This window comes from Roseovarius sp. MMSF_3359 (assembly GCF_030733385.1).
Lineage (GTDB): Bacteria > Pseudomonadota > Alphaproteobacteria > Rhodobacterales > Rhodobacteraceae > Roseovarius.
Map to the genome: position 1 here is coordinate 153,938 of NZ_JASHJC010000006.1, position 18,549 is coordinate 172,486.

Here is an 18,549-nt window from a genome sequence, read left to right on the forward strand (position 1 = left end):
TGTCCTCAGTCGGCAAAAAGGTGTTCGTGTTCCACGATTTTCTGCGTTTTCTCCACCGGAAGATCAAGGAAATGCGACAGGAGATCGGCATTGCGGTCCGGATCAGCGGATTGCCGCATCACCAGGTGGTTTTCAAATTCGGCATCCCTGATCCTGTCCGCTTCGAACGTCATGTCGCCGCGGATCGTGGGCAGAAGCCGTTCCAGTGTTTCCATCGGGGTCTGCTCTCCGGCCAGACCGACGCGCATCGCGTGACCGATCAGGTAGTCATCGGTAAACTCGCACTGCACCTCGAGGAGTTTGGTCGTAGACCTATCGCCGCAGAAATCCTGCAACAGGTCAAGGTTCCCGGGGTCGATACACACGATCAGGCGGTCGGTCTCGTAATAGTCGAACAGCATCCGCATCAGGGCGCGCCGATGCCGGGTGCGTTTGCCAAGGCTCGCCTGGATACCGCCCAGGTCGGGCAGGGCGGTGTCTTCCTCGTTGAAGACGTATTCCATCGCGGGGACGTTGGTCACCTGCCGGATCCTCTCCAGCAGGCGTTTGGCCACGTGCCATTTCTTGCAGACCACGATCATCAACTCCCGTTCGCGACCCAGGGTGCTTTCGGTTTCCCAGAAGCGGCTGGCAAACCGCCGCCCGATCCGGCCGCGGCCGCTCAGGAATTTGAACAGGCTGCGGCCCTCGTTCGAAATCGCGAATTGCGCGTCGTCATCGGCATAAAGCGCCCCGAGGCGTTCCTTGAGCTCATGGGCTTCGGGGCTGATCTTGCGCGCGAAGAGAAAGTCCTGCGACAGCAGGAGGTCATAGTGATCGTTGTAGAAGGTCACCGGCATGCCGTAATCGCTGAACATCAGGAAGGTCAGCGTGCGCGTGTCGATCTCACCCTCGGGGACGACATGGCGCACGAGGGTCTGAAAGAACGTCTCATCCGGGATCCAGGTCGAGCGGAAGAACCGCATCACATCGCGGCGCTTTCGGGTGAAATCCAGGATCCATTCGACGGTACGGCGGCGCAGGCACCACCATTGGCTGCCGATCTGCACCTGGATGTCATGGGGGATTTCGCGGGTCAGGCCGAGTTTGCGTTGCGCGTTGAAGCTGGCGTAGAACAGGCGCTTGTTCTTGCGCTCGTTGAAGAAATGCCGATAGATCAGCCGCTCTTCCTTCATCCCGGTCTTGATCCAGTCGCTTTCGAAATAATCGAAGCTCTCGATGTAATCCATGTCCCGCGCATCGAGGAAATCATGCGCGTAACGGGCGGATTTGATCGCGGCGCAATCGCCGGACAGCATGTAGAAATGTGTGGCCCGCGGAAAGGTGTCGATGGCGGTCGACAGGGTGTTCAGCGTTGCCTGCACCAAAGACCATTCGCCCCAGCCGCATTTCACGCGCTTGCGGGCGAAACACACATTCGGGTTGTCTTTGAGCGCCGTGCGGATTTTCTGATAGTGTTCCGGCTTCGACCTGGCATCAAAGTGGATCGCCATGTAATCGCCCGCCGCCGTCAACATCTCGGCCTGGCCAATGATCGCATCGGGATCCTTGTGGCACAGAAGAATGAAGGCGATTTTGGCCATACGGGAAACGATCTACCTGCTCTTGCCGCGATTGTTTACATTGATACGCATGAACAAGCGTTGAATAAACAGGGTATCTTTGCTTTTTTTATCAAGCTAGAAACCAGTAAGCCCTGCAAAAAAGGGGGCATATCGAGCGCGGAGGCGGCAAAATGGGGTTTCCCGGCACCTGGATGACCGAAAGTGAAAGCGTGGTCTATCGCGTGGTGCCGAAATGTGCCTGCTCGACCATCGGTCAGATCATGTATTACTCGGACCATGGCGCGTTTTTCGATGGCGATATCCACGATGCCACCGACGGGCTGCACAAATGGGCGCGTGAAGAAAGCCAGCCGTCGATTTCGGCCAATGTCAAAGCGCATCAATCCTATGCCTTTACCTGTGTCCGCAATCCCTACACCCGCATCCTGTCGAGCTTCTTCGACAAGATCTGCGGCATTCAGCGCAACGGCAAACGCTACCGTGGCAAGCTGGTGCCGCTTCTGGTGCAGAAATACGGGATCGAGGTCGGCGGCGACGACGGCAAGCAGGAATTCGATCAGATCAAGAGTTTCCGGCGTTTTCTCCTGTTTGCCCGTGACACGATCCGCTGGCGTCGTCCGATGGAGCCGGACATTCACTGGTCCGCGCAGGCCGGGCATGTTTCAACCTTCATCGTGAATGGCGGGATCTATGACAAGATTTTCTGGACCGAGAAGTTCAACGAGGGGATGGCGGACGTCCTGAAATCCATCGAAACGCCCAATGCGGTCGATATCGAGGCGATCCCGCGGTTCAACGAATCCGAAGGCCACGGCCCCAAACGCGCCCATCCGGTCGAGGACTATTTCGACGATCTGTCGATGCACCTGGTCTATGAGATCTACAAGCGCGATTTCGAGCTATTCAAATACGATTTCCACGATCCATCCAACAAGATGCCTGTTGGTGAGATCGACCTCGACGAGGTGCATGTCAAACTTGGGGAGTAGATGGCGGGATATTCTGGAAAACCGCTGCATGCCAAGCTAGGCCTGAAGCACGGCCAACGGGTTGCCGTTATCGCCGATGGTGATCTGCCCACCTACCAGAAGCTGCTGGGGCAGGACGCCCCGGAGATTTCAATATCAGATCGCGTGGCGCCGGACATCGACGTGATCCATGTCTTTACCGCATCACGCGCCCATCTCGAAGCATTCCTGCCGGATGCGATGGCGCAGATGGCGCGCGATGGCATGATTTAGGTAAGCTGGCCCAAGAAGGCATCGAAGGTTCCGTCGGATGTGACCGAAGACACGATCCGCGAGATTGCCCTGCCCCTGGGGCTGGTTGACGTGAAAGTATGCGCCGTCGATCAGACCTATTCAGGACTGAAGCTCGTCATTCGCAAAGAGTTGAGGTGAGGCGCTCGTGCAATAGTTGCACAAGGTCAGGATTTCCAGACCTATCTATTTCCGAAGAAATATTGAAAACTCTTTCTCAGGGGCAAATTTTAGTATGATGAATAGTATCTCCCGACGTACTTTGCTCTTGGGCGGCGGCGCGGTGATTGGCGGGTGGGCGACCCGGCATTTCACCCCCGCCAAACCCGTCCTGGAAGGGACCAGGTCGCTAGAGCCTACTGGGGCCGCCACTACATTGAACGACGCCAGTGGGCTCAGCGAAACACCGATTTTCCGACATGCGATCCTCACGGATGATCCCGGCGATGCGCTTGTGGCTGCCATCCGGGCCGAGTTGCGTGAGGCCGAGGCCAATGGCCGGGCGTTCAACGTCGGTGCCGCGCGGCATTCGATGGGCGGGCAGGCTATCCCGACCGATGGACATGCCGTCACCTATGACAACGGCTGGATCGAACCGGACATGGCAAACGGTATCTACCGGGTCCACGCGGGTGCGCGATGGTCGCAAGTGATCGCCGCGCTTGATCCCTTGGGATTTGGCCCCAAGGTCATGCAATCCAACAACGATTTCGGCGTGGCCGCGACGTTTTGCGTGAACGCCCATGGCTGGCCCGTGCGGATGGGGCCGATGGGGGCCACGGTCCGCAGTTTCGACATGGTGCTGCCCTCGGGCGATCTGGTCACCTGCTCGCGGACCGAGAATGCGGCGCTTTTCGGCATGACCATGGGTGGCTATGGCCTGACCGGGGCGATCACGTCGATGGATGTGGAAATGGTGCCGAACACGCGCCTCAAACCCACATTCGAGGAAATGCCCGCCGAGGAGTTCGGCGACCGCTTCGTGTCGGCGCTGGAGGCGGGCGATGTGCCGATGGCCTATGGCCGGTTGAACGTGGACCGTGCGAATTTCTTCCGGCACGCCTTGATGATCACCTATCGCGAGACCGCGGATCAGAGTGATCTTCCCGCCGCCAGCGGCTCGGGCTTTGCATCGAAAATGGCGCGCCATGTCTATCGCGCGCAGCTTGGTAATGAGGCGATCAAGCGCCTGCGCTGGTGGACGGAAACCGATGTCGGCCCACGCCTTGCGGGCGGGGCGGCGACGCGCAATTCGCTCATCAACGAGCCGGTCATCACGTTGGACGACCGCGATCCGACCCGCACTGATATCCTGCATGAATACTTCGTCTCGGCCGACCGCTTCGCCGAATTCGTCGCGATCTGCCAGCGGGTGATCCCGGCCTCCTATCAGGAATTCCTGAACGTCACGCTGCGCTTCATCGACACCGACCCCGATAGCTGGCTCGCTTATGCGCCGGTCCCGCGGATCGCCGCGGTGATGTCCTTCAGCCAGGAGATGACCGTAAGGGCCGAGGCCGATATGGCCCGGATGACGCGGGAACTGATCGACGGCATTACCGGCATTGGCGGCACGTATTACCTGCCCTACCGGCCGCATGCGACATTGGATCAACTGGCGCGCGCCTATCCGCGGGCGGCGGAATTCGCCGCCGCGAAACGGGTACTCGACCCGACCCTGACATTCCGCAACAACCTCTGGGACAGGTATTTGAGCAAGCTATGAGTATTCTGCAAAAGATTTCCCTTGGCTATTTCGTGGCGCTGATGATCGCCGCGTCGCTGAACTATATCCCCGGTCTGACCGACGATCAGGGGCTGGCATTCGGCATCTTCGCGCTCGACCTCTTTGACGATGCGCTGCATGTGGCCTCGGCCCTCTGGGCCTTGTCCGCCGCGCTTATCAGCCACCGTGCCGCGCGGATTTTCCTGGTGATCTTCGGCGCACTTTACATTGGTGACGGGGTCTTTGGGTTCTTCACCGGTTATGGCTATCTCGACATGGGCATCTTCACCAACCCATCGGCGGGCATGTCCTTTACCCTGCTGCGCGTTCTGGCCAACCTGCCACATATCGCGCTGGGCGGCTTTGCCCTCTGGTCGGGTCTGAAATGGGGCCGGGGCTGATGCGGCGGCTCTTCAAATGGTTCTTTCGACTGGTGCTCCTACTGGCCTTGCTGGTGGGCGGGCTGCTTTTGCCGGTGGGGTATGTCGAAATGGCCTGCATCCGCAAGCCGGTCGATGCCAGTTACGCGGCCCTTCTGCCCGAAGAACATCACCGCCCGGAATCGCGCACCCTGCTGACCTATCCCGAATGGCATATCGTTCACGCCTATGATGATTATGCCAAGGTGATTTCCGAGGGCGATCCGCATGAATTCGGCTTTATTTCCGCCATTCGCGGTTTCTGGTCCTCGCTATGCGAGCTGTCCTATGCTTCCGCCGATCATGGGGGTTTCCCGGTGGAGACCAAGCAGATGGTCTATACGATCGGGGTCAGTTTCACCGCCGAGTTGCTGGCCAAAGCCGCGTATGAGGAAACCGTTGGCCGGCTGGTCACCCTGACCCGGGACGCGCCGCGCGCACCGCTTGACGATGTATCGGCCCGTCAGGCCGCAGCCTATGCCGAGTTCCTGCAGCAGGTGCCGTGGTATCAATGGGATTTCGCGATGGATGCGCAGGAGCTGGCCGATAGGACCACTGGCAGTCTGCGCGATACCGAACGGCTTCTGGCGCTGAGCCTCGAATACGGGGTCAAGACGATCTACGCGGGGGTCATCGAACAGGCGGTCGCCAATGTCGGCGCGGATGAGCTGACGTTGCGCATGGTGGTGCGGGATACGACGCCCGAGGCGCTTGCCGCGTATGAGGGGGTGACGGTGATCGGCCCTCTGGGCGACGGGATCGAGATTGAGACACCCCGCTACCGGGTCCTGACGAAGATCTTGCAGCGGATGGCGCAGGACGGCGTGAATTTTACCGAGATCGCCGGAAATGATGACATTCTGTTCACCGCAACGGCACCGGGGGGGCGCAAGGACGATGCGCTCTACAGCTTTCCGCGGCAGGGATATGGCGATTTCCGCCACCTGATCCTGCTGAAGGTGGGCGATCTGGCTGAGGCCCTGCGGGACATGCGCACCGGCCCGCTGACGCTTGAACATATCCATGACTATTAGGACTTGGCTTTTTGCGATTGCGGGTGTCTTTGCCGGGTGGGTTGCGACCCTGTCGGCTGTCATGTTGCTAAGCGATGCGGCCCCCGGGGCGATCGTTTTCCTCCCGCAAGACGGCTTCATCGCAAACCTGCCCGATGATGCCGCCGTGGTTGGTCGTGGCAGCATGTGGGTTGCGGTTCGCTCCGACGCGCCGGGCCTTGGTCGTGCGCTTTATCGGGCCGGGGGCCTGCTGGTCCTGCCGGCGGGGCTTCCCGGCTGCTTGCCACTGCCGGTGCGTTAACCAAGTTCTGCGCAGCAACCCTTGCAACAGCGGGCCAGCTACGCCATGTAAGCCTCACCCCGATGGTGCAAGCAAACTGGATAGGCACGACATGATCGAACTGGGCACCCAACCACCCGCGCAAGACCTTATCAAGGACGTCTCCGAAGCCGATTTCATGGCCGAGGTGGTCGAGGCCTCGAAAACCGTGCCGGTGATCGTCGATTTCTGGGCGCCCTGGTGCGGCCCCTGCAAGACACTTGGCCCCGCGCTTGAGGCGGCGGTGACCAAGGCCAAGGGCGCGGTCAGGATGGCCAAGGTCAATGTCGATGAAAACCAGGGGATCGCCGGGCAGCTTCGGGTGCAGTCGATCCCGACCGTCTATGCCTTCTGGCAGGGCCAACCGATCGACGGGTTCCAGGGCGCGCTGCCGCCGTCGGAAATCGATGCCTTTGTCGAACGGACCGTGGCTGCGGCCGGCGGGGATGCAAGCGGTGGGCTGGACGAGGCCGTTACCGCCGCCGAAGAGATGCTTGACGAAGGGGCCGCAACCGATGCGGCGCAGACCTTTGCCGCGATCCTGCAGGAAGACCCGGCGAATGCCGCGGCCTATGCCGGTCTGGCGCGCGCCCATGTCGCGATGGACGATCTGGATCAGGCCGAGGCGATCCTGAACGGGGCGCCTGCGGAAATCAGCCAGACACCCGAGGTCGAGGCCGCATTTGCACAGTTGGAACTGGCGCGGCAAGCGGCGGATGCCGGTCCGGTGGGCGAGTTGTCCGCTGCGGTCGAGGCCAATCCCGACGATCATCAGGCGCGGTTCGACCTGGCGCAGGCATTGAACGCCAACGGCCAGGCACAAGAAGCCGTCGATCAGTTGCTCGAACTCTTCCGCCGCGATGCGGAGTGGAATGAGGGCGCCGCCAAGCAGCAGCTCTTCACGATATTCGACGCGCTGAAACCCAATGATCCGGTGGTCCTGAACGGGCGCCGCAAATTGAGTTCTATGATATTTGCCTGAGCCGCATCATGCGCTAGGTTGACAGTCATGAAAAAGCCCGCCGATCTGCCGGATGTCATCCCGATCTTTCCTTTGCCGGGGGCACTCCTGCTACCGCGGTCGCGATTGCCGCTTCACCTTTTCGAACCGCGCTATCTGGCGATGCTGGATGACGCGCTGAAAACCCCCGAACGGATCATCGCCATGATCCAGCCGAACCGCGTGCCGGATGGCTGCGATGATGCGCTTTATTCCATCGGATGTGCCGGCCGCGTGACCCAGTTCTCCGAGACCGAGGATGGCCGCTACATGATTACCCTGTCGGGTCAGTCGCGGTTTCGCATCATCGAAGAGGTCGAGGGGTTTACGCCCTATCGCCGCGCGCGGGTTTCCTGGGCCGGGTTCGAACGTGATCTGGGCCCGCAGGATGTCGATGTGCATTTTCAACGCGGGCCGTTTCTTGATCTCTTGGGTCGCTACTTCCAGGCGCGGGAACTGCAGACCGACTGGGAATCCCTGAAAGAGGCCGATGACGAGCTTTTGATCAACTCGCTGTCGATGCTCCTGGGATTCGAGCCGGAGGACAAGCAAGCGCTGTTGGAGGCGCCCTCATTGGCGACCCGGCGCGAGACGCTGATCACGTTGATCGAGTTTGCCTTGCGGGGCGGCGATGATGAGGAACTGATGCAATGAACGACGACGCGAAGGGTCCAGGGTTCGACCGCCATATGTTGGAGGCGCTGGTCTGCCCGCAGACACAGGCCACTCTGGAATATGATGCGGATGCGCAGGAATTGATCAGCCGTGCGGCCGGACTTGCCTTCCCGATCCGCAGCGGCATTCCCGTGATGCTCATCGACGAGGCCCGTACGCTGGACTGAGCCACCCGTGATGCACCCGGGGACAAACCGGCACTTGCCTCCGCCTCGTGCCGACCTCTTTCCGATCCTTGAAAATTCTGTGGGTTTTTGCTGTGTATTGAGGTCTTGTATTAAACCTATTGATTAATTAACGTATTGGTTTAATATATGCGCATGCACAGTGACGACACATTAGATGCAACCTTTGCTGCTTTGGCGCATCCGGTGCGCCGTTCGATCCTTGCGCGTCTGGCGCAGGGGAAGGCCACCGTGAACGACCTTGCGGAGCCGTTTGAGATGTCTCTGCCCGCGGTATCGAAACATATCCGGGTGCTGGAGGAGGCAGGATTGATCCAGCGCGAAAGAGACGCGCAATTTCGCCCCTGCACCCTCGACACGGGGCCCATCGAAGCGGTGGCAAACTGGACGGAAAAATATCGCCATATCTGGGAATCGCGTTTTGACGTGATGGGGCGGCTTCTGGACGACATGAAGGATAAATCACCATGAACGATCAACAGAATTGGATCCGGATCGAGAGAGAGTTTGACGCGCCGATTGACCTGGTGTGGCAAATGTGGACTGACCCGGAGCTTTTCAAACGCTGGTACGGGCCGAACGGCATGTCGGTTCCTGTCGCGGAATTGGATGTTGCCGTCGGCGGAACGCGCAAGGTCTGCATGGCGATGCAGTCGCCGGAAAGGGCCATGTCGATGTGGTTCACCGGGGTCTACAAGGAGGTCAGCCCGCCAAATCGTCTCGTCTATACCGAAAGCATTTGTGATGAAGCGGGCAACATCATTTCGCCCAAGAGCATGGGTATGCCCGACGATTTTCCGGACATAACGGAGGTGATCGTGGAGCTGAGCGACGTGGGCGGCAAGACCAGGATGGTGATGGTGCATGTCGGCGTCACCGAAGGGACCGCGGGCGCCGGTGGCTGGAACCAGGCCTTTGACAAACTGGCCAAATTGGCGGCGTCGCAGGCGGGGTCGACCGACTAAGGTGATATGGGCCAGATCGCCCGGCCAATGACCTCTTTGAAGGTCTCCAAATACTCTGCTTCGATGGTTTGACTGAGGTCAAATCACGCAGCCCCGTCTTCGGTTAGAAGAGTGTCGAAAGCGGAGGATGTTGGAATGAAACATATATTGGCGGCAGTGGATGGATCCGATGCATCCTTCCGCGCACTTGATCACGCGGCAGCTCTGGCGGACAAACTCGATGCCGAACTGACCATTCTCATTGTCCGGCTGATTGTCGTTGGCCGCAAAGGGGCCTACCCGGCCCTCGGTTCGGAGGAAGTGCAGAAAATCGAGCAGCGATCCAAAGAGATCGCACTTGCCCAAGCCTGTACCAAGTCGACCATTCAGGTCGAAAAGTCACGGGACACGGCCTTCAAGATCGTCGATGTCGCCATCGAGGGAAACGCCGATCTTATCGTCATGGGCGCATCGGGGGTCGGCGGGTTCAAGGCCTTCCTGCTTGGGTCGATCTCACAAGAGGTACTTAGAAAATCCGCGTGTCCTGTGACGATCGTCCACTGAGCTGACAGGCGCTTGACTTCCCCGACGTGGCGCGACCACCCGAGGTCGCGCCAGCCGTTGGAGATGTACCACCTTAGTTTATCGTCGTTTCCAATCCATCCGGCTTGCCGGTGACCACGAATGTCAGGCTGTCGGGGTCCATCAATTCGCGCGCGACACGGTTGACGTCTTCCAAGGTCACCGCGTTCACCATGTCGTTGCGATTGGCGATGTAATCCGTGGGCAGGCCTTCCATCTGCATGCCCACGGCGATGTTCGCAATCGGACCGTTGCCGTCGAACCGGAGCGGATAGGCCCCTGTCAGGTAAGTCTTGGCATCGTTCAACTCGGCTTCGGTCACACCTTCGTCGCGGATGCGGGCCCATTCATCGCGGATCACATTGACCGCCTCGGCCACACGATCGTTGGCGGAGGCCACCGACCCCATCCAAATCTGCGCATTATCCATATCCAGAAGGTAGGAATAGACGCCATAGGTCAGGCCGCGTTTCTCACGGACCTCGGTCATCAGGCGGCTCTCGAACCCGCCGCCACCAAGGATATGGTTAAGGACATAGGCCGCGAAGAAATCCTCGTCATCGCGGTCGATCCCGGGCTGCGCAAAGGTCACCACGGATTGCGGCGTATCGTAATCGACCACCTTGACGCCACCCGGCAGGTTGGGATCGACATCCGCGGGCAGGGGGGTGCCCGTCGCGGGCAGATCGCCCAGCAGGTCGTCCAGCAACACCATCAACTCGGCTTCGGTGATGTCGCCCACCGCGCTCACGTAGAGCCGGTCGCGGGCCAGGGCATTGGCATGGGCGGTCACGATATCATCCCGGGTCAGCGCCGCGACGGTTTCGAGCGTGCCGTTGCGTGAACTGCCATAGGGATGATCGCCATAGACCAGGATATCAAAGGCGCTGGCAGAGATATCGCGCGGGTCCTTAAGATCGGACTGGATGATCGAAATCACCTGCGCCCGGACGCGGTCAACATCCGCTTGTTCAAACCGCGGCTCAACAAGGCTTGCGCGCAGAAGTGCCGCCGCCTCCGCCCGGTTTTCGGTCAGCATCTTGGCCGAAACCGAAACGCCGTCATCGCCGGTATCATAGGAAAAAGACGCCGCCAGCCCTTCGACCGCCCGGGCAAAACCGCGCGAATCGAGCTCGGCAGAGCCTTCTTCAAGGAGTGCCATCATCAGGTTCGTGGCCCCGCGTTTCCCCGGAAGATCAAGCGCCGCGCCGCCACGGAACCGCAATTCAAGTGCGATGAAGGGGATCGAATGATCCTCTACCAGCCAGGCATTGATGCCGCCGGGTGTCGTCAGTTCCTTGATCTCGACCTCGGCCCGGGCGGGCAGGGCGGCGAAGAGGGCGACGAAGGCAAGTGCGAAACGGATCATTGGGTCACCTCCGGGGCGCGCAGCCATCCGGTGACGGCATTGTCGCGGTTAAATACTTTGGCGGCGGCGGCCATGATGTCCTCTTCGGTCACCGCTTTCAGGATCTCGGGCCAGGCCTGAACATCTTCGACGGTCAGCCCTTGCGAAAGCGACCGGCCGTATTCATTGGCGATTGTGCTGACGTTGTCCTGCTCGTAGATCAGCGCGGCGCGGATCTGCATCCTGATCCGCTCAAGGTGCTCCGGGTCGATCCCGTCTTTCATGAAATCGGCGATCACCTGATCCATCGCATCCTCGGCCTCTTGCAACGAAACACCGGCAGTTGGCACGACATAAACGTTGAAGGTCGTGTCATCGAGTGACAAGCCGCTATACCACGCGCCGGATTGCACGGCGATCTGCGCATCGAATTGCAGCTTTTCGGCCATGACCGACGTTGTGCCACCGCCCAGAAGTTCAGCCAGCATGGTCAGTGCCGCCGCTTCTTCCTGCGCACCGCTGTCACGTTCCGGGGCGAGGTAGGAGCGCGCCACATAGGGCTGCGCCACGCGGGGGTCTTCGAACACCATCCGGCGTTCTGCCATCTGATCCGGTTCCTGCGCACGCAGCCTCTCGGGCAGGTCGGGGTTTGCGGGGATCACGCCGTAATACTGCTCGGCCAGACGCTTCACCTCGTCGGGGGTGACATCGCCGGCCACAATGAGGATGGCGTTATTGGGCGAATAGTAGGTGCCATAGAATGCCAAGGCATCTTCCAGCGTCAGCGCCGTCATCTCGTGACGCCAGCCGATGATCGGGATGCCGTAGCGATGGTTGAGATACTGTGCCGCGCTCATCTGTTCGCGGAAAAGGGCAGAGGCGCTGTTTTCAACCCGCTGGTTGCGCTCCTCGATGATCACGTCACGCTCGGTCAGAATTTCCTCGGGGCCAAGCTGGATGTTCTTCATCCGGTCGCTTTCCATCCGCATCATCAATTCGAGGCGATCTGCCGCGACCCGTTGGAAATAGGCGGTGTAGTCATAGCTGGTGAAGGCATTATCGGTGCCGCCATTGCGCGCCACGGTTGCGGAAAACTCGCCGGGTGCCAGCGTCTTGGTACCTTTGAACAGAAGATGTTCGAGGAAATGTGCGACCCCGGAGTCACCGGCCGGTTCATCGGCGGATCCGGCACGATACCAGACCATATGCACCACCACCGGCGCGCGATGATCTTCGACCACCACGACCTCCATACCGTTATCCAGCATGAAATTGCTGACCTTGTCGTTGGCCAGCGCGGGAAATGCAGCAACAACAAAGGCAATGGCGGCAACTAATCTGTGCATATGGCTCTCCTCCTGACCCGAAACGCGGGCGTTGCCCTAGAAGATACGAGGGTTGCGTCCCGGTTCAAGGCCAAGACGTGGAAACATGACGGGGATGTGAGCGGACAAGGGAGCGGTTCTGGCCCCCTCCGCGTCGATCACTCTTCGGGCGGAGCCGAAGGCACCGTGATCCCGGCCTGGCGCAGGCGGCGGAACTCCGCATTGCTGTCGAGCCATTGGCGCTTGTAGGAATTGGTGTAGTCGTCGATCGGGCCGATGTTGAGGATATTGACGCGGCCATGGCGGCGACGGGTCTGTTTGTCCTCCTCGCTCAGGGTCTGGCGAATGCCGGGGGCGACGCCAAACCGGCTTGTATGACGCACGAGGCCCGCATCGCTCGACGGGATGCCAGCGGTGGCCAGCACCGCAGCGTTTCCACCCAGGGCGGCAGCACCATCAGCAAGCGGATTTTGATCGGTGAGGTTCGATCCGCCCGGTGTCGGTGTCGGAAGGGCTGCATAGCTTTCGGGCGCCTGAAGCGGTTTGCCCGGGATAATAGTAAATTCATCCGGCCCGTTGCCCGTCTTCTTGATCCGGGTCAGCGGTTTGTCCTTGTTGCCACAGGCCGAAACCAGGCCCAGCATCAGGATCACCATCAATACGCGCGACACGCTCATCGCCCCACTCCTGTAAAGTCCTGCCCCGGTTTATCGCATAGCTTTGCCAAGGTCACGAGGGCTTTTTATCCGAGGTGAAAAGGATCAGCCCGATCGCCCCGGCAAATACCGCGATATCGGCCACGTTGAAGGCAAAGGGGTTGTTGATGCCGCAGCAGGACATGTTGAGGAAATCGGCCACCGCGCCGTAGAGCAGACGGTCAATGACATTGCCCAGGGCGCCACCGACGAGAAGACCCGCCGAAATCTCCTGCCAGCGGTTGGTCACGCTTCGGCTCATCCAGATCAGGACGCCGATGGTGATCCCCAGTGCAATGACGATCAGGATCCAGCGGGTCATCGGGCTATCCTGCGAAAAAAGCCCGAAATTGATGCCATAATTCCAGGCCATGCGCAGATTCAGAACCGGTGGCAGCACATCGATCCGCAGAACCTCCTTGAGGTTCATCATATGCACCACCCAGTACTTGCTGGCCTGATCCAGCAGAAAGGTGATGAGCGCGGCCCAGAAGATCCGTTGCATCAGGCGCCCCTAGTGCCGGAAATGGCGCATGCCGGTCAGGACCACCGCCAGCCCGGCCTCGTCCGCGGCGGCAATCACCTCATCATCGCGCATCGAGCCGCCGGGATGGATCACTGCCGTTGCCCCCGCCTCTGCCGCGGTCAGCAACCCGTCGGCAAAGGGGAAGAACGCATCCGAGGCCACGACCGATCCTTGCGTCAGCGGCGCGGGCAGGCCCAATGCGTCGGCCATGTCCTGTGATTTGCGCGCGGCGATCCGGCAGCTGTCCACCCGGCTCATCTGCCCCGCGCCGACGCCAACCGTGGCGCCATCCTTGACGTAAACGATGGCGTTCGACTTGACGTGTTTCGCCACCTTCCAGGCAAAGAGCATATCTGCCATTTCCTGATCCGTGGGCGCGCGCTTGGTCACCACCTTCAGATCATCCATGTCGATATGGCCGTTATCCTTGTCCTGCACCAGGTACCCGCCAGACACCTGCCGAAGTGTCATCGCCGCCTCGCGCGGGTCGGCCCGGCCATCGGTTGTCAGCAGGCGCAGGTTCTTCTTCTTGGCGAAGATCTCCACGGCTTCCGCATCCGCACCGGGGGCGATCACAACTTCGGTGAAAATCTCGCAGATATCCGCCGCCGTCGCTACATCAAGTGTCTGGTTCAGCGCGATGATTCCCCCGAAGGCCGACGTCCGGTCACAATCAAACGCCCGACCATAGGCCTCTTTCAGCGTCTCACCACGGGCCACACCGCAGGGGTTGGCGTGTTTGATGATCGCGCAGGCTGGGCCTTGAGCCGGGTCGAACTCGCTGACCAGTTCGAACGCCGCATCGGTATCGTTGATGTTGTTATAGCTCAATTCCTTGCCCTGCACTTGCGTCGCCGTGGCTACGCCGGGGCGGTTCGAGCCATCGGTGTAGAACGCCGCCGCCTGATGCGGGTTCTCGCCATAGCGCAGGGTTTGCGCCAATGTACCGGCTACGGCGCGGCGGCGTGGGGCATCAACCCCGATCGCCCCGGCCATCCAGGTCGAGACCGCGGCATCATAAGCCCCGGTGCGGGCATAGGCCGTCTGCGCCAGGTGTTGTCGGAAGGCCAGCGAGGTCTGCCCCGCATTCGCGTCCAACTCCGCCAGAAGCGGCTCATAGTCCTCGACATCGACCACAACGCCGACAAAGGCATGGTTCTTGGCCGCCGCACGGATCATCGCGGGGCCACCAATGTCGATATTCTCGATACAGGTGTCATAATCCGCCCCCTTGGCGACGGTTTCCTCGAACGGATAGAGGTTGACCACCAGAAGGTCGATGGCGCCGATACCGTGCGTGTCCATCGCGGCCACATGATCGTCATTGTCGCGCAGCGCCAGAAGCCCGCCATGCACCATCGGGTGCAGCGTCTTGACCCGGCCGTCCATCATCTCGGGAAAGCCGGTGACATCCGCCACATCGCGCACCTCAAGCCCCGCCTCGCGCAATGCCTTCGCCGTGCCGCCGGTTGACAAAAGCTCGACCCCCCGCTCGGCCAGCGCACGGCCCAGCTCGATCAAGCCGGTCTTGTCGGAAACGGAAAGAAGCGCGCGGCGCAGGGGGGCGAGATCGGTCATGTGGCAGAAATCCTGTGGTGTCTGAACAGTCAGGTGACCTGATAGAAGCTATACGCGGGGCATACAACATGAGACAGCCGCGGCTTTTTCGCATTTGCTAGATATTTCGAAGGCGCTTGGCTTATTGCCTATATCAGTCAGGAACGAATTGATCCGCCTTGAGGTCAAAACGGGTATTGCAGGTTTCGCCACGCGCGGCTTCGTAACTCTATCGTCCAACGTTAGCTTCGTCCGCGTGGCGACTTCACGCGTCGGCCACCGGTTCCAACGCATCCTGTTTCAGATCGCGAATACTGATCGGCGTGTCCTGTGCCTTCGACAGGGACCACCTGATGCGGCTTGCATGTTCCATGGCGGCCCCGGACAGGACAACCTGCTTGGTTGCGCGCGGTTTGAGACGGGTTTTTTCCAGGTAGACGCTCACGTCCAGGGACAGTTTCATCGGCCCATCAATCCGGAAAATCCACATCTCGCCGGACTTGAGCGCCATCGACACTGCCCGACCGCCCAGATCGACCGCCGCATCGACATCCGGATGCAGGTGAAAGCGGATATCATAGGGAATACCCTGTAGCCCACGCGATTCCATGGCCTTGTCGAACTGCGCCTGCTGTGTCTCGTTGAGCGCAATCAGCATATCCTCGCCGGCGATGCCGCGGCCATCAAACGTCATCTCGATCTTGCGCACATGGGTCAGGCCGAACGTGGCCGCATACCCGTCATGCGCCCCCTCGAAACGGATGCCATCGGGTGCTTGGCTCATCTGCACGGGCACATCCTTGGGGGCTTCGGTCAGCCATTCCTTGCTCAGGCTTCCGGTGCCCAACCGGGCGCTGGACCGCCCCGACAGCACCAAGGTCGAGTGCGATGGCGTGGCCCGCCCGGCGCGCCGCCAATCCCGTCCAAAACTCGCGCCTGAGCCGCAATTCACGATCAGCGGCCGCCGCCCCGAAGTCAGCTCGAACGCCAATGTGGACGCATGGCCATTGGCCGAGGCCTTGCTTGCCGGTGGTGGGGCCGCGTCGACAATCACGCTGGTACGCCCCGCGCTCAACCGTGCATAGCCCATAGACAATCCGTCGGGTTGCCGCGTCTTGATCCCGCTTGCGGCCAATGCGTTGTCAAGCCGCCCCTCAAGCCCCCGGCCACCACCATGGAACCGTGCCAAACCGCCATCGGAATGGCGCAGGGTCCGCAGCGTGGGAGCAATACGTTCGATTGCCTGCCAGTGCTCCTTGCCCGGGGTGCGCCCGGTTTCCGTCAATGCGACCGCCGCCCAGTTGAGCAGGGTGAAAACTTCAAGCAGATCCTCGGGGTTGCGCGTGGGCAGCCCGCCCTCGGTGCCGATCTGTGTTTCGCATTCCTGGGCCAGCGCCTTGATCGCAGGCTCCACATGGGCCTCCATCCCTTCCAGTGACAGCCCGGCATAGATCAGGCCGGTCAGCGCCTCGAACCGCGCCAGCCCGGGGCGCGAGGCGCGCCAGCGGCGGCCCAGAAAGATCGTCTGCTGCGCGAGTGAGCGATAGAATGGTCCCGTCACCGACGCATCATTGCGCCCCAACATGACAAAGAGCGCATGGTTGATCCAACGGATCAGGCGCCGACCCGTCAGCTCGGGCGTCCAGCCGGGGCCACGGCCATTGCCATAGCGGTCGATCCAGTCACTGAGCCAATCTTGTGCGCGCTGCCGGGCGGGCGCATCCCCCGCGGCGGCCAGATCATCAAGCCAGACAAACCCGTGCAACTCTTCGGTAAATCCGGGGTCCGGCTCGGGCAGATCCCAGATGCTTGTGTCCGGCTGTTGCACCAGATGCCCGGCGAAAACGAAATTCCCTGCTGAAAGCTGCCGCCCCCGGGCGAAACTCCCGATGGTGCGTGGCTCGGGTTGCTGGACAAAGGCGGTTGCCGGACGGGTGCGCGCCGCGCGCAGCGCCTGCACACGGTCCATCATCCGCGTCCACTGGAGCGTCAGGTTTTCCGAATTGAACATTGCCTTGCCTCAAAACGCTCTTTCCGGCGCTATGATCGGCAGTATAACGCCTGTCGGGCATACGTCACGTAAAGATTACGGCAAAATCGGTGATCGGCGCTTAGCGGCGCAGGCAAGCGATGTAAAAGCCGTCCATGCCACCCTTTTCGGCCCAGTAATCCGGCCGCAGGCGCAAGCCGCCCTCCTCGGTGACCCAGGCCGGGTCGACCCCGGGAAGAGACAGGGCAGCGGGGTCGGTCTTGAGGCCGTCATGACGCAATAGCGCCTCATCCACCTGGCATTCCCCCTCATCGGGCAGCAGCGAGCAGGTGCAATAGACCAGCCGCCCCCCGGGCTTCAGCAGGCCAAGCGCTTGGTCGATCATTTGCGCCTGAAGCGCGATCAATTCGCCGAAATCGGATCCGTCCTTGGCATGGGGCAGGTCCGGGTGGCGGCGGATTGTGCCGGTCGCCGAGCAGGGCGCATCGAGCAGGATCGCGTCATACTGCCCCTCGTGCTGTAGCGCATCGCCCACAACGATGCTGGCGCGCAAACCGGTGCGGGTCAGGTTCTCCTGGACCCGCTGCATCCGGCGTTCCGAGATATCAAGCGCCGTCACCTCGGCTCCGGCGGCGGCCAGTTGCAGCGTCTTGCCCCCCGGCGCGGCGCAGAGATCAAGGATTGCCTGGCCCTTTTGCGGCGCAAGTACCTTGACGGGCAGCGCGGCGGCGGCGTCCTGCACCCACCAGGCGCCTTCGTCAAAGCCCGGCAGGGTCGAAACCTGGCCGGCATCGGCCAGCCGGATCGTGCCGGTCGGCAGGAGCGCACCGCCTAGCTTGTCGGCCCAGCCTTCCGCGTCCGATCGTGCGGTGATGTCCAACGGCGCGCCGGCGAAATGCACCTTTTCCATCTGGTTGACGGGGTTCGCTCCCCAGGCGGCCACGAGCGGTTCGCGTAGCCACCCGGGCAGGCGCGGCAGGCGCAAATCGTTCCACGGCTTGCCCGCATCACCCGCCATCTTGCGCAGGACGGCGTTGACCAGTCCCTTGAGCTTGGCGTGGCGGCGGTCATTGCCCAGCAGACCGACCAGTTCATGCACTACCCCATGCGCATCCCCGCCCATGCAGAGTTCGACCGTGCCGAGGCGCAGGATATTGCGGACATGAAGCGCGGGCGGTTTGCGCACCTGACGGCTGAGCAGCCGGTCGGCCCGGTCAAGGCTGCGCAGCGTGTCGTTGGCCAGCCGCTGCGCCCGGGCCCGGTCCGGCGGTGACAGGCGGTCGAGCTTGCCGCTGGCCACGAGGTCGGACATCAGCCGCCCTTCGCCCAGAACCTGATCCAACAGGAAAACCGCCGAGCGGCGAGCGGTGTATTGGGGCGTGGACATGGGTATTTTCCTTGGCGACAAGCTGCGCGCGGCA

At 61.1% G+C, this 18,549-nt stretch carries 20 protein-coding genes; 12 read left to right on the top strand and 8 right to left on the bottom strand.

What is annotated here, in order from left to right; genetic code table 11:
• Positions 1 to 5: 5 nt before the first annotated feature.
• Positions 6 to 1,583: a DUF5928 domain-containing protein gene (locus RBB29_RS10745; protein ID WP_306114259.1), complete on the bottom strand. Its 1,578-nt coding sequence runs from the start codon at positions 1,581 to 1,583 to the stop codon at positions 6 to 8.
• 152 nt (positions 1,584 to 1,735) lie between these two features.
• On the opposite strand from RBB29_RS10745, the gene RBB29_RS10750 reads away from it, so the two are divergent.
• From RBB29_RS10750 to RBB29_RS10805, 12 genes are all read left to right on the top strand, one after another.
• Complete coding sequence (locus RBB29_RS10750; RefSeq protein ID WP_306114258.1) at positions 1,736 to 2,554, top strand: sulfotransferase family protein; 819 nt, start codon at positions 1,736 to 1,738, stop codon at positions 2,552 to 2,554.
• Positions 2,555 to 2,806 carry a hypothetical protein gene (locus tag RBB29_RS10755; protein WP_306114257.1) on the top strand — a complete coding sequence of 84 codons (252 nt, stop codon included), beginning with the start codon at positions 2,555 to 2,557 and terminating at the stop codon, positions 2,804 to 2,806.
• Positions 2,807 to 3,059: 253 nt separating this feature from the next.
• The gene (locus tag RBB29_RS10760) at positions 3,060 to 4,550 is read left to right on the top strand and encodes an FAD-binding protein (RefSeq protein ID WP_371931476.1); all 1,491 of its coding nucleotides are present in this window, start codon (positions 3,060 to 3,062) and stop codon (positions 4,548 to 4,550) included.
• On the top strand, positions 4,547 to 4,951 hold the full coding sequence (locus tag RBB29_RS10765) for a hypothetical protein (protein ID WP_306114255.1): 405 nt from the start codon (positions 4,547 to 4,549) through the stop codon (positions 4,949 to 4,951). Before RBB29_RS10760 ends, RBB29_RS10765 begins: the two co-directional genes overlap by 4 nt.
• Positions 4,951 to 6,003, top strand: a complete 1,053-nt coding sequence (locus tag RBB29_RS10770; RefSeq protein ID WP_306114254.1) for a hypothetical protein — start codon at positions 4,951 to 4,953, stop codon at positions 6,001 to 6,003. Before RBB29_RS10765 ends, RBB29_RS10770 begins: the two co-directional genes overlap by 1 nt.
• The gene (locus RBB29_RS10775) at positions 5,993 to 6,283 is read left to right on the top strand and encodes a hypothetical protein (RefSeq protein ID WP_306114253.1); all 291 of its coding nucleotides are present in this window, start codon (positions 5,993 to 5,995) and stop codon (positions 6,281 to 6,283) included. The genes RBB29_RS10770 and RBB29_RS10775 overlap by 11 nt, the downstream gene beginning before the upstream one ends.
• 91 nt (positions 6,284 to 6,374) lie before the next feature.
• Positions 6,375 to 7,283, top strand: coding sequence for a co-chaperone YbbN (locus RBB29_RS10780; protein WP_306114252.1), 909 nt, complete (start codon positions 6,375 to 6,377; stop codon positions 7,281 to 7,283).
• A gap of 27 nt (positions 7,284 to 7,310) precedes the next feature.
• Entirely contained in the window at positions 7,311 to 7,955 is a 645-nt protein-coding gene (locus RBB29_RS10785; RefSeq protein ID WP_306114251.1) for an LON peptidase substrate-binding domain-containing protein, read from the top strand.
• Positions 7,952 to 8,143 carry a Trm112 family protein gene (locus tag RBB29_RS10790; protein WP_306114250.1) on the top strand — a complete coding sequence of 64 codons (192 nt, stop codon included), beginning with the start codon at positions 7,952 to 7,954 and terminating at the stop codon, positions 8,141 to 8,143. The genes RBB29_RS10785 and RBB29_RS10790 overlap by 4 nt, the downstream gene beginning before the upstream one ends.
• Positions 8,144 to 8,296: 153 nt before the next feature.
• Positions 8,297 to 8,632, top strand: coding sequence for a helix-turn-helix transcriptional regulator (locus RBB29_RS10795; RefSeq protein ID WP_306114249.1), 336 nt, complete (start codon positions 8,297 to 8,299; stop codon positions 8,630 to 8,632).
• Positions 8,629 to 9,126 carry an SRPBCC domain-containing protein gene (locus RBB29_RS10800; protein WP_306114248.1) on the top strand — a complete coding sequence of 166 codons (498 nt, stop codon included), beginning with the start codon at positions 8,629 to 8,631 and terminating at the stop codon, positions 9,124 to 9,126. Before RBB29_RS10795 ends, RBB29_RS10800 begins: the two co-directional genes overlap by 4 nt.
• 135 nt (positions 9,127 to 9,261) lie before the next feature.
• Positions 9,262 to 9,669, top strand: a complete 408-nt coding sequence (locus tag RBB29_RS10805) for a universal stress protein (RefSeq protein WP_306114247.1) — start codon at positions 9,262 to 9,264, stop codon at positions 9,667 to 9,669.
• Between the two features lie 73 nt (positions 9,670 to 9,742).
• On the opposite strand, the gene RBB29_RS10810 is transcribed toward RBB29_RS10805, so the two are convergent.
• The 7 genes from RBB29_RS10810 to RBB29_RS10840 all read right to left on the bottom strand — a co-directional run bounded on the left by RBB29_RS10810 (position 9,743) and on the right by RBB29_RS10840 (position 18,515).
• Positions 9,743 to 11,056, bottom strand: a complete 1,314-nt coding sequence (locus RBB29_RS10810) for a pitrilysin family protein (protein ID WP_306114246.1) — start codon at positions 11,054 to 11,056, stop codon at positions 9,743 to 9,745.
• Entirely contained in the window at positions 11,053 to 12,381 is a 1,329-nt protein-coding gene (locus RBB29_RS10815) for a pitrilysin family protein (RefSeq protein WP_306114245.1), read from the bottom strand. Before RBB29_RS10815 ends, RBB29_RS10810 begins: the two co-directional genes overlap by 4 nt.
• Before the next feature lie 137 nt (positions 12,382 to 12,518).
• On the bottom strand, positions 12,519 to 13,037 hold the full coding sequence (locus RBB29_RS10820; RefSeq protein ID WP_306114244.1) for a DUF3035 domain-containing protein: 519 nt from the start codon (positions 13,035 to 13,037) through the stop codon (positions 12,519 to 12,521).
• 52 nt (positions 13,038 to 13,089) lie between these two features.
• Positions 13,090 to 13,560, bottom strand: coding sequence for a signal peptidase II (lspA, locus tag RBB29_RS10825; RefSeq protein WP_306114243.1), 471 nt, complete (start codon positions 13,558 to 13,560; stop codon positions 13,090 to 13,092).
• Between the two features lie 9 nt (positions 13,561 to 13,569).
• A complete protein-coding gene (purH, locus tag RBB29_RS10830) occupies positions 13,570 to 15,159 on the bottom strand; it encodes a bifunctional phosphoribosylaminoimidazolecarboxamide formyltransferase/IMP cyclohydrolase (RefSeq protein ID WP_306114242.1) in 1,590 nt (529 codons plus the stop codon).
• 244 nt (positions 15,160 to 15,403) lie between these two features.
• The gene (locus RBB29_RS10835) at positions 15,404 to 17,149 is read right to left on the bottom strand and encodes a heparinase II/III family protein (RefSeq protein WP_306114241.1); all 1,746 of its coding nucleotides are present in this window, start codon (positions 17,147 to 17,149) and stop codon (positions 15,404 to 15,406) included.
• Between the two features lie 100 nt (positions 17,150 to 17,249).
• Entirely contained in the window at positions 17,250 to 18,515 is a 1,266-nt protein-coding gene (locus RBB29_RS10840; protein WP_306114240.1) for an RsmB/NOP family class I SAM-dependent RNA methyltransferase, read from the bottom strand.
• Between the last annotated feature and the right edge of the window lie 34 nt (positions 18,516 to 18,549).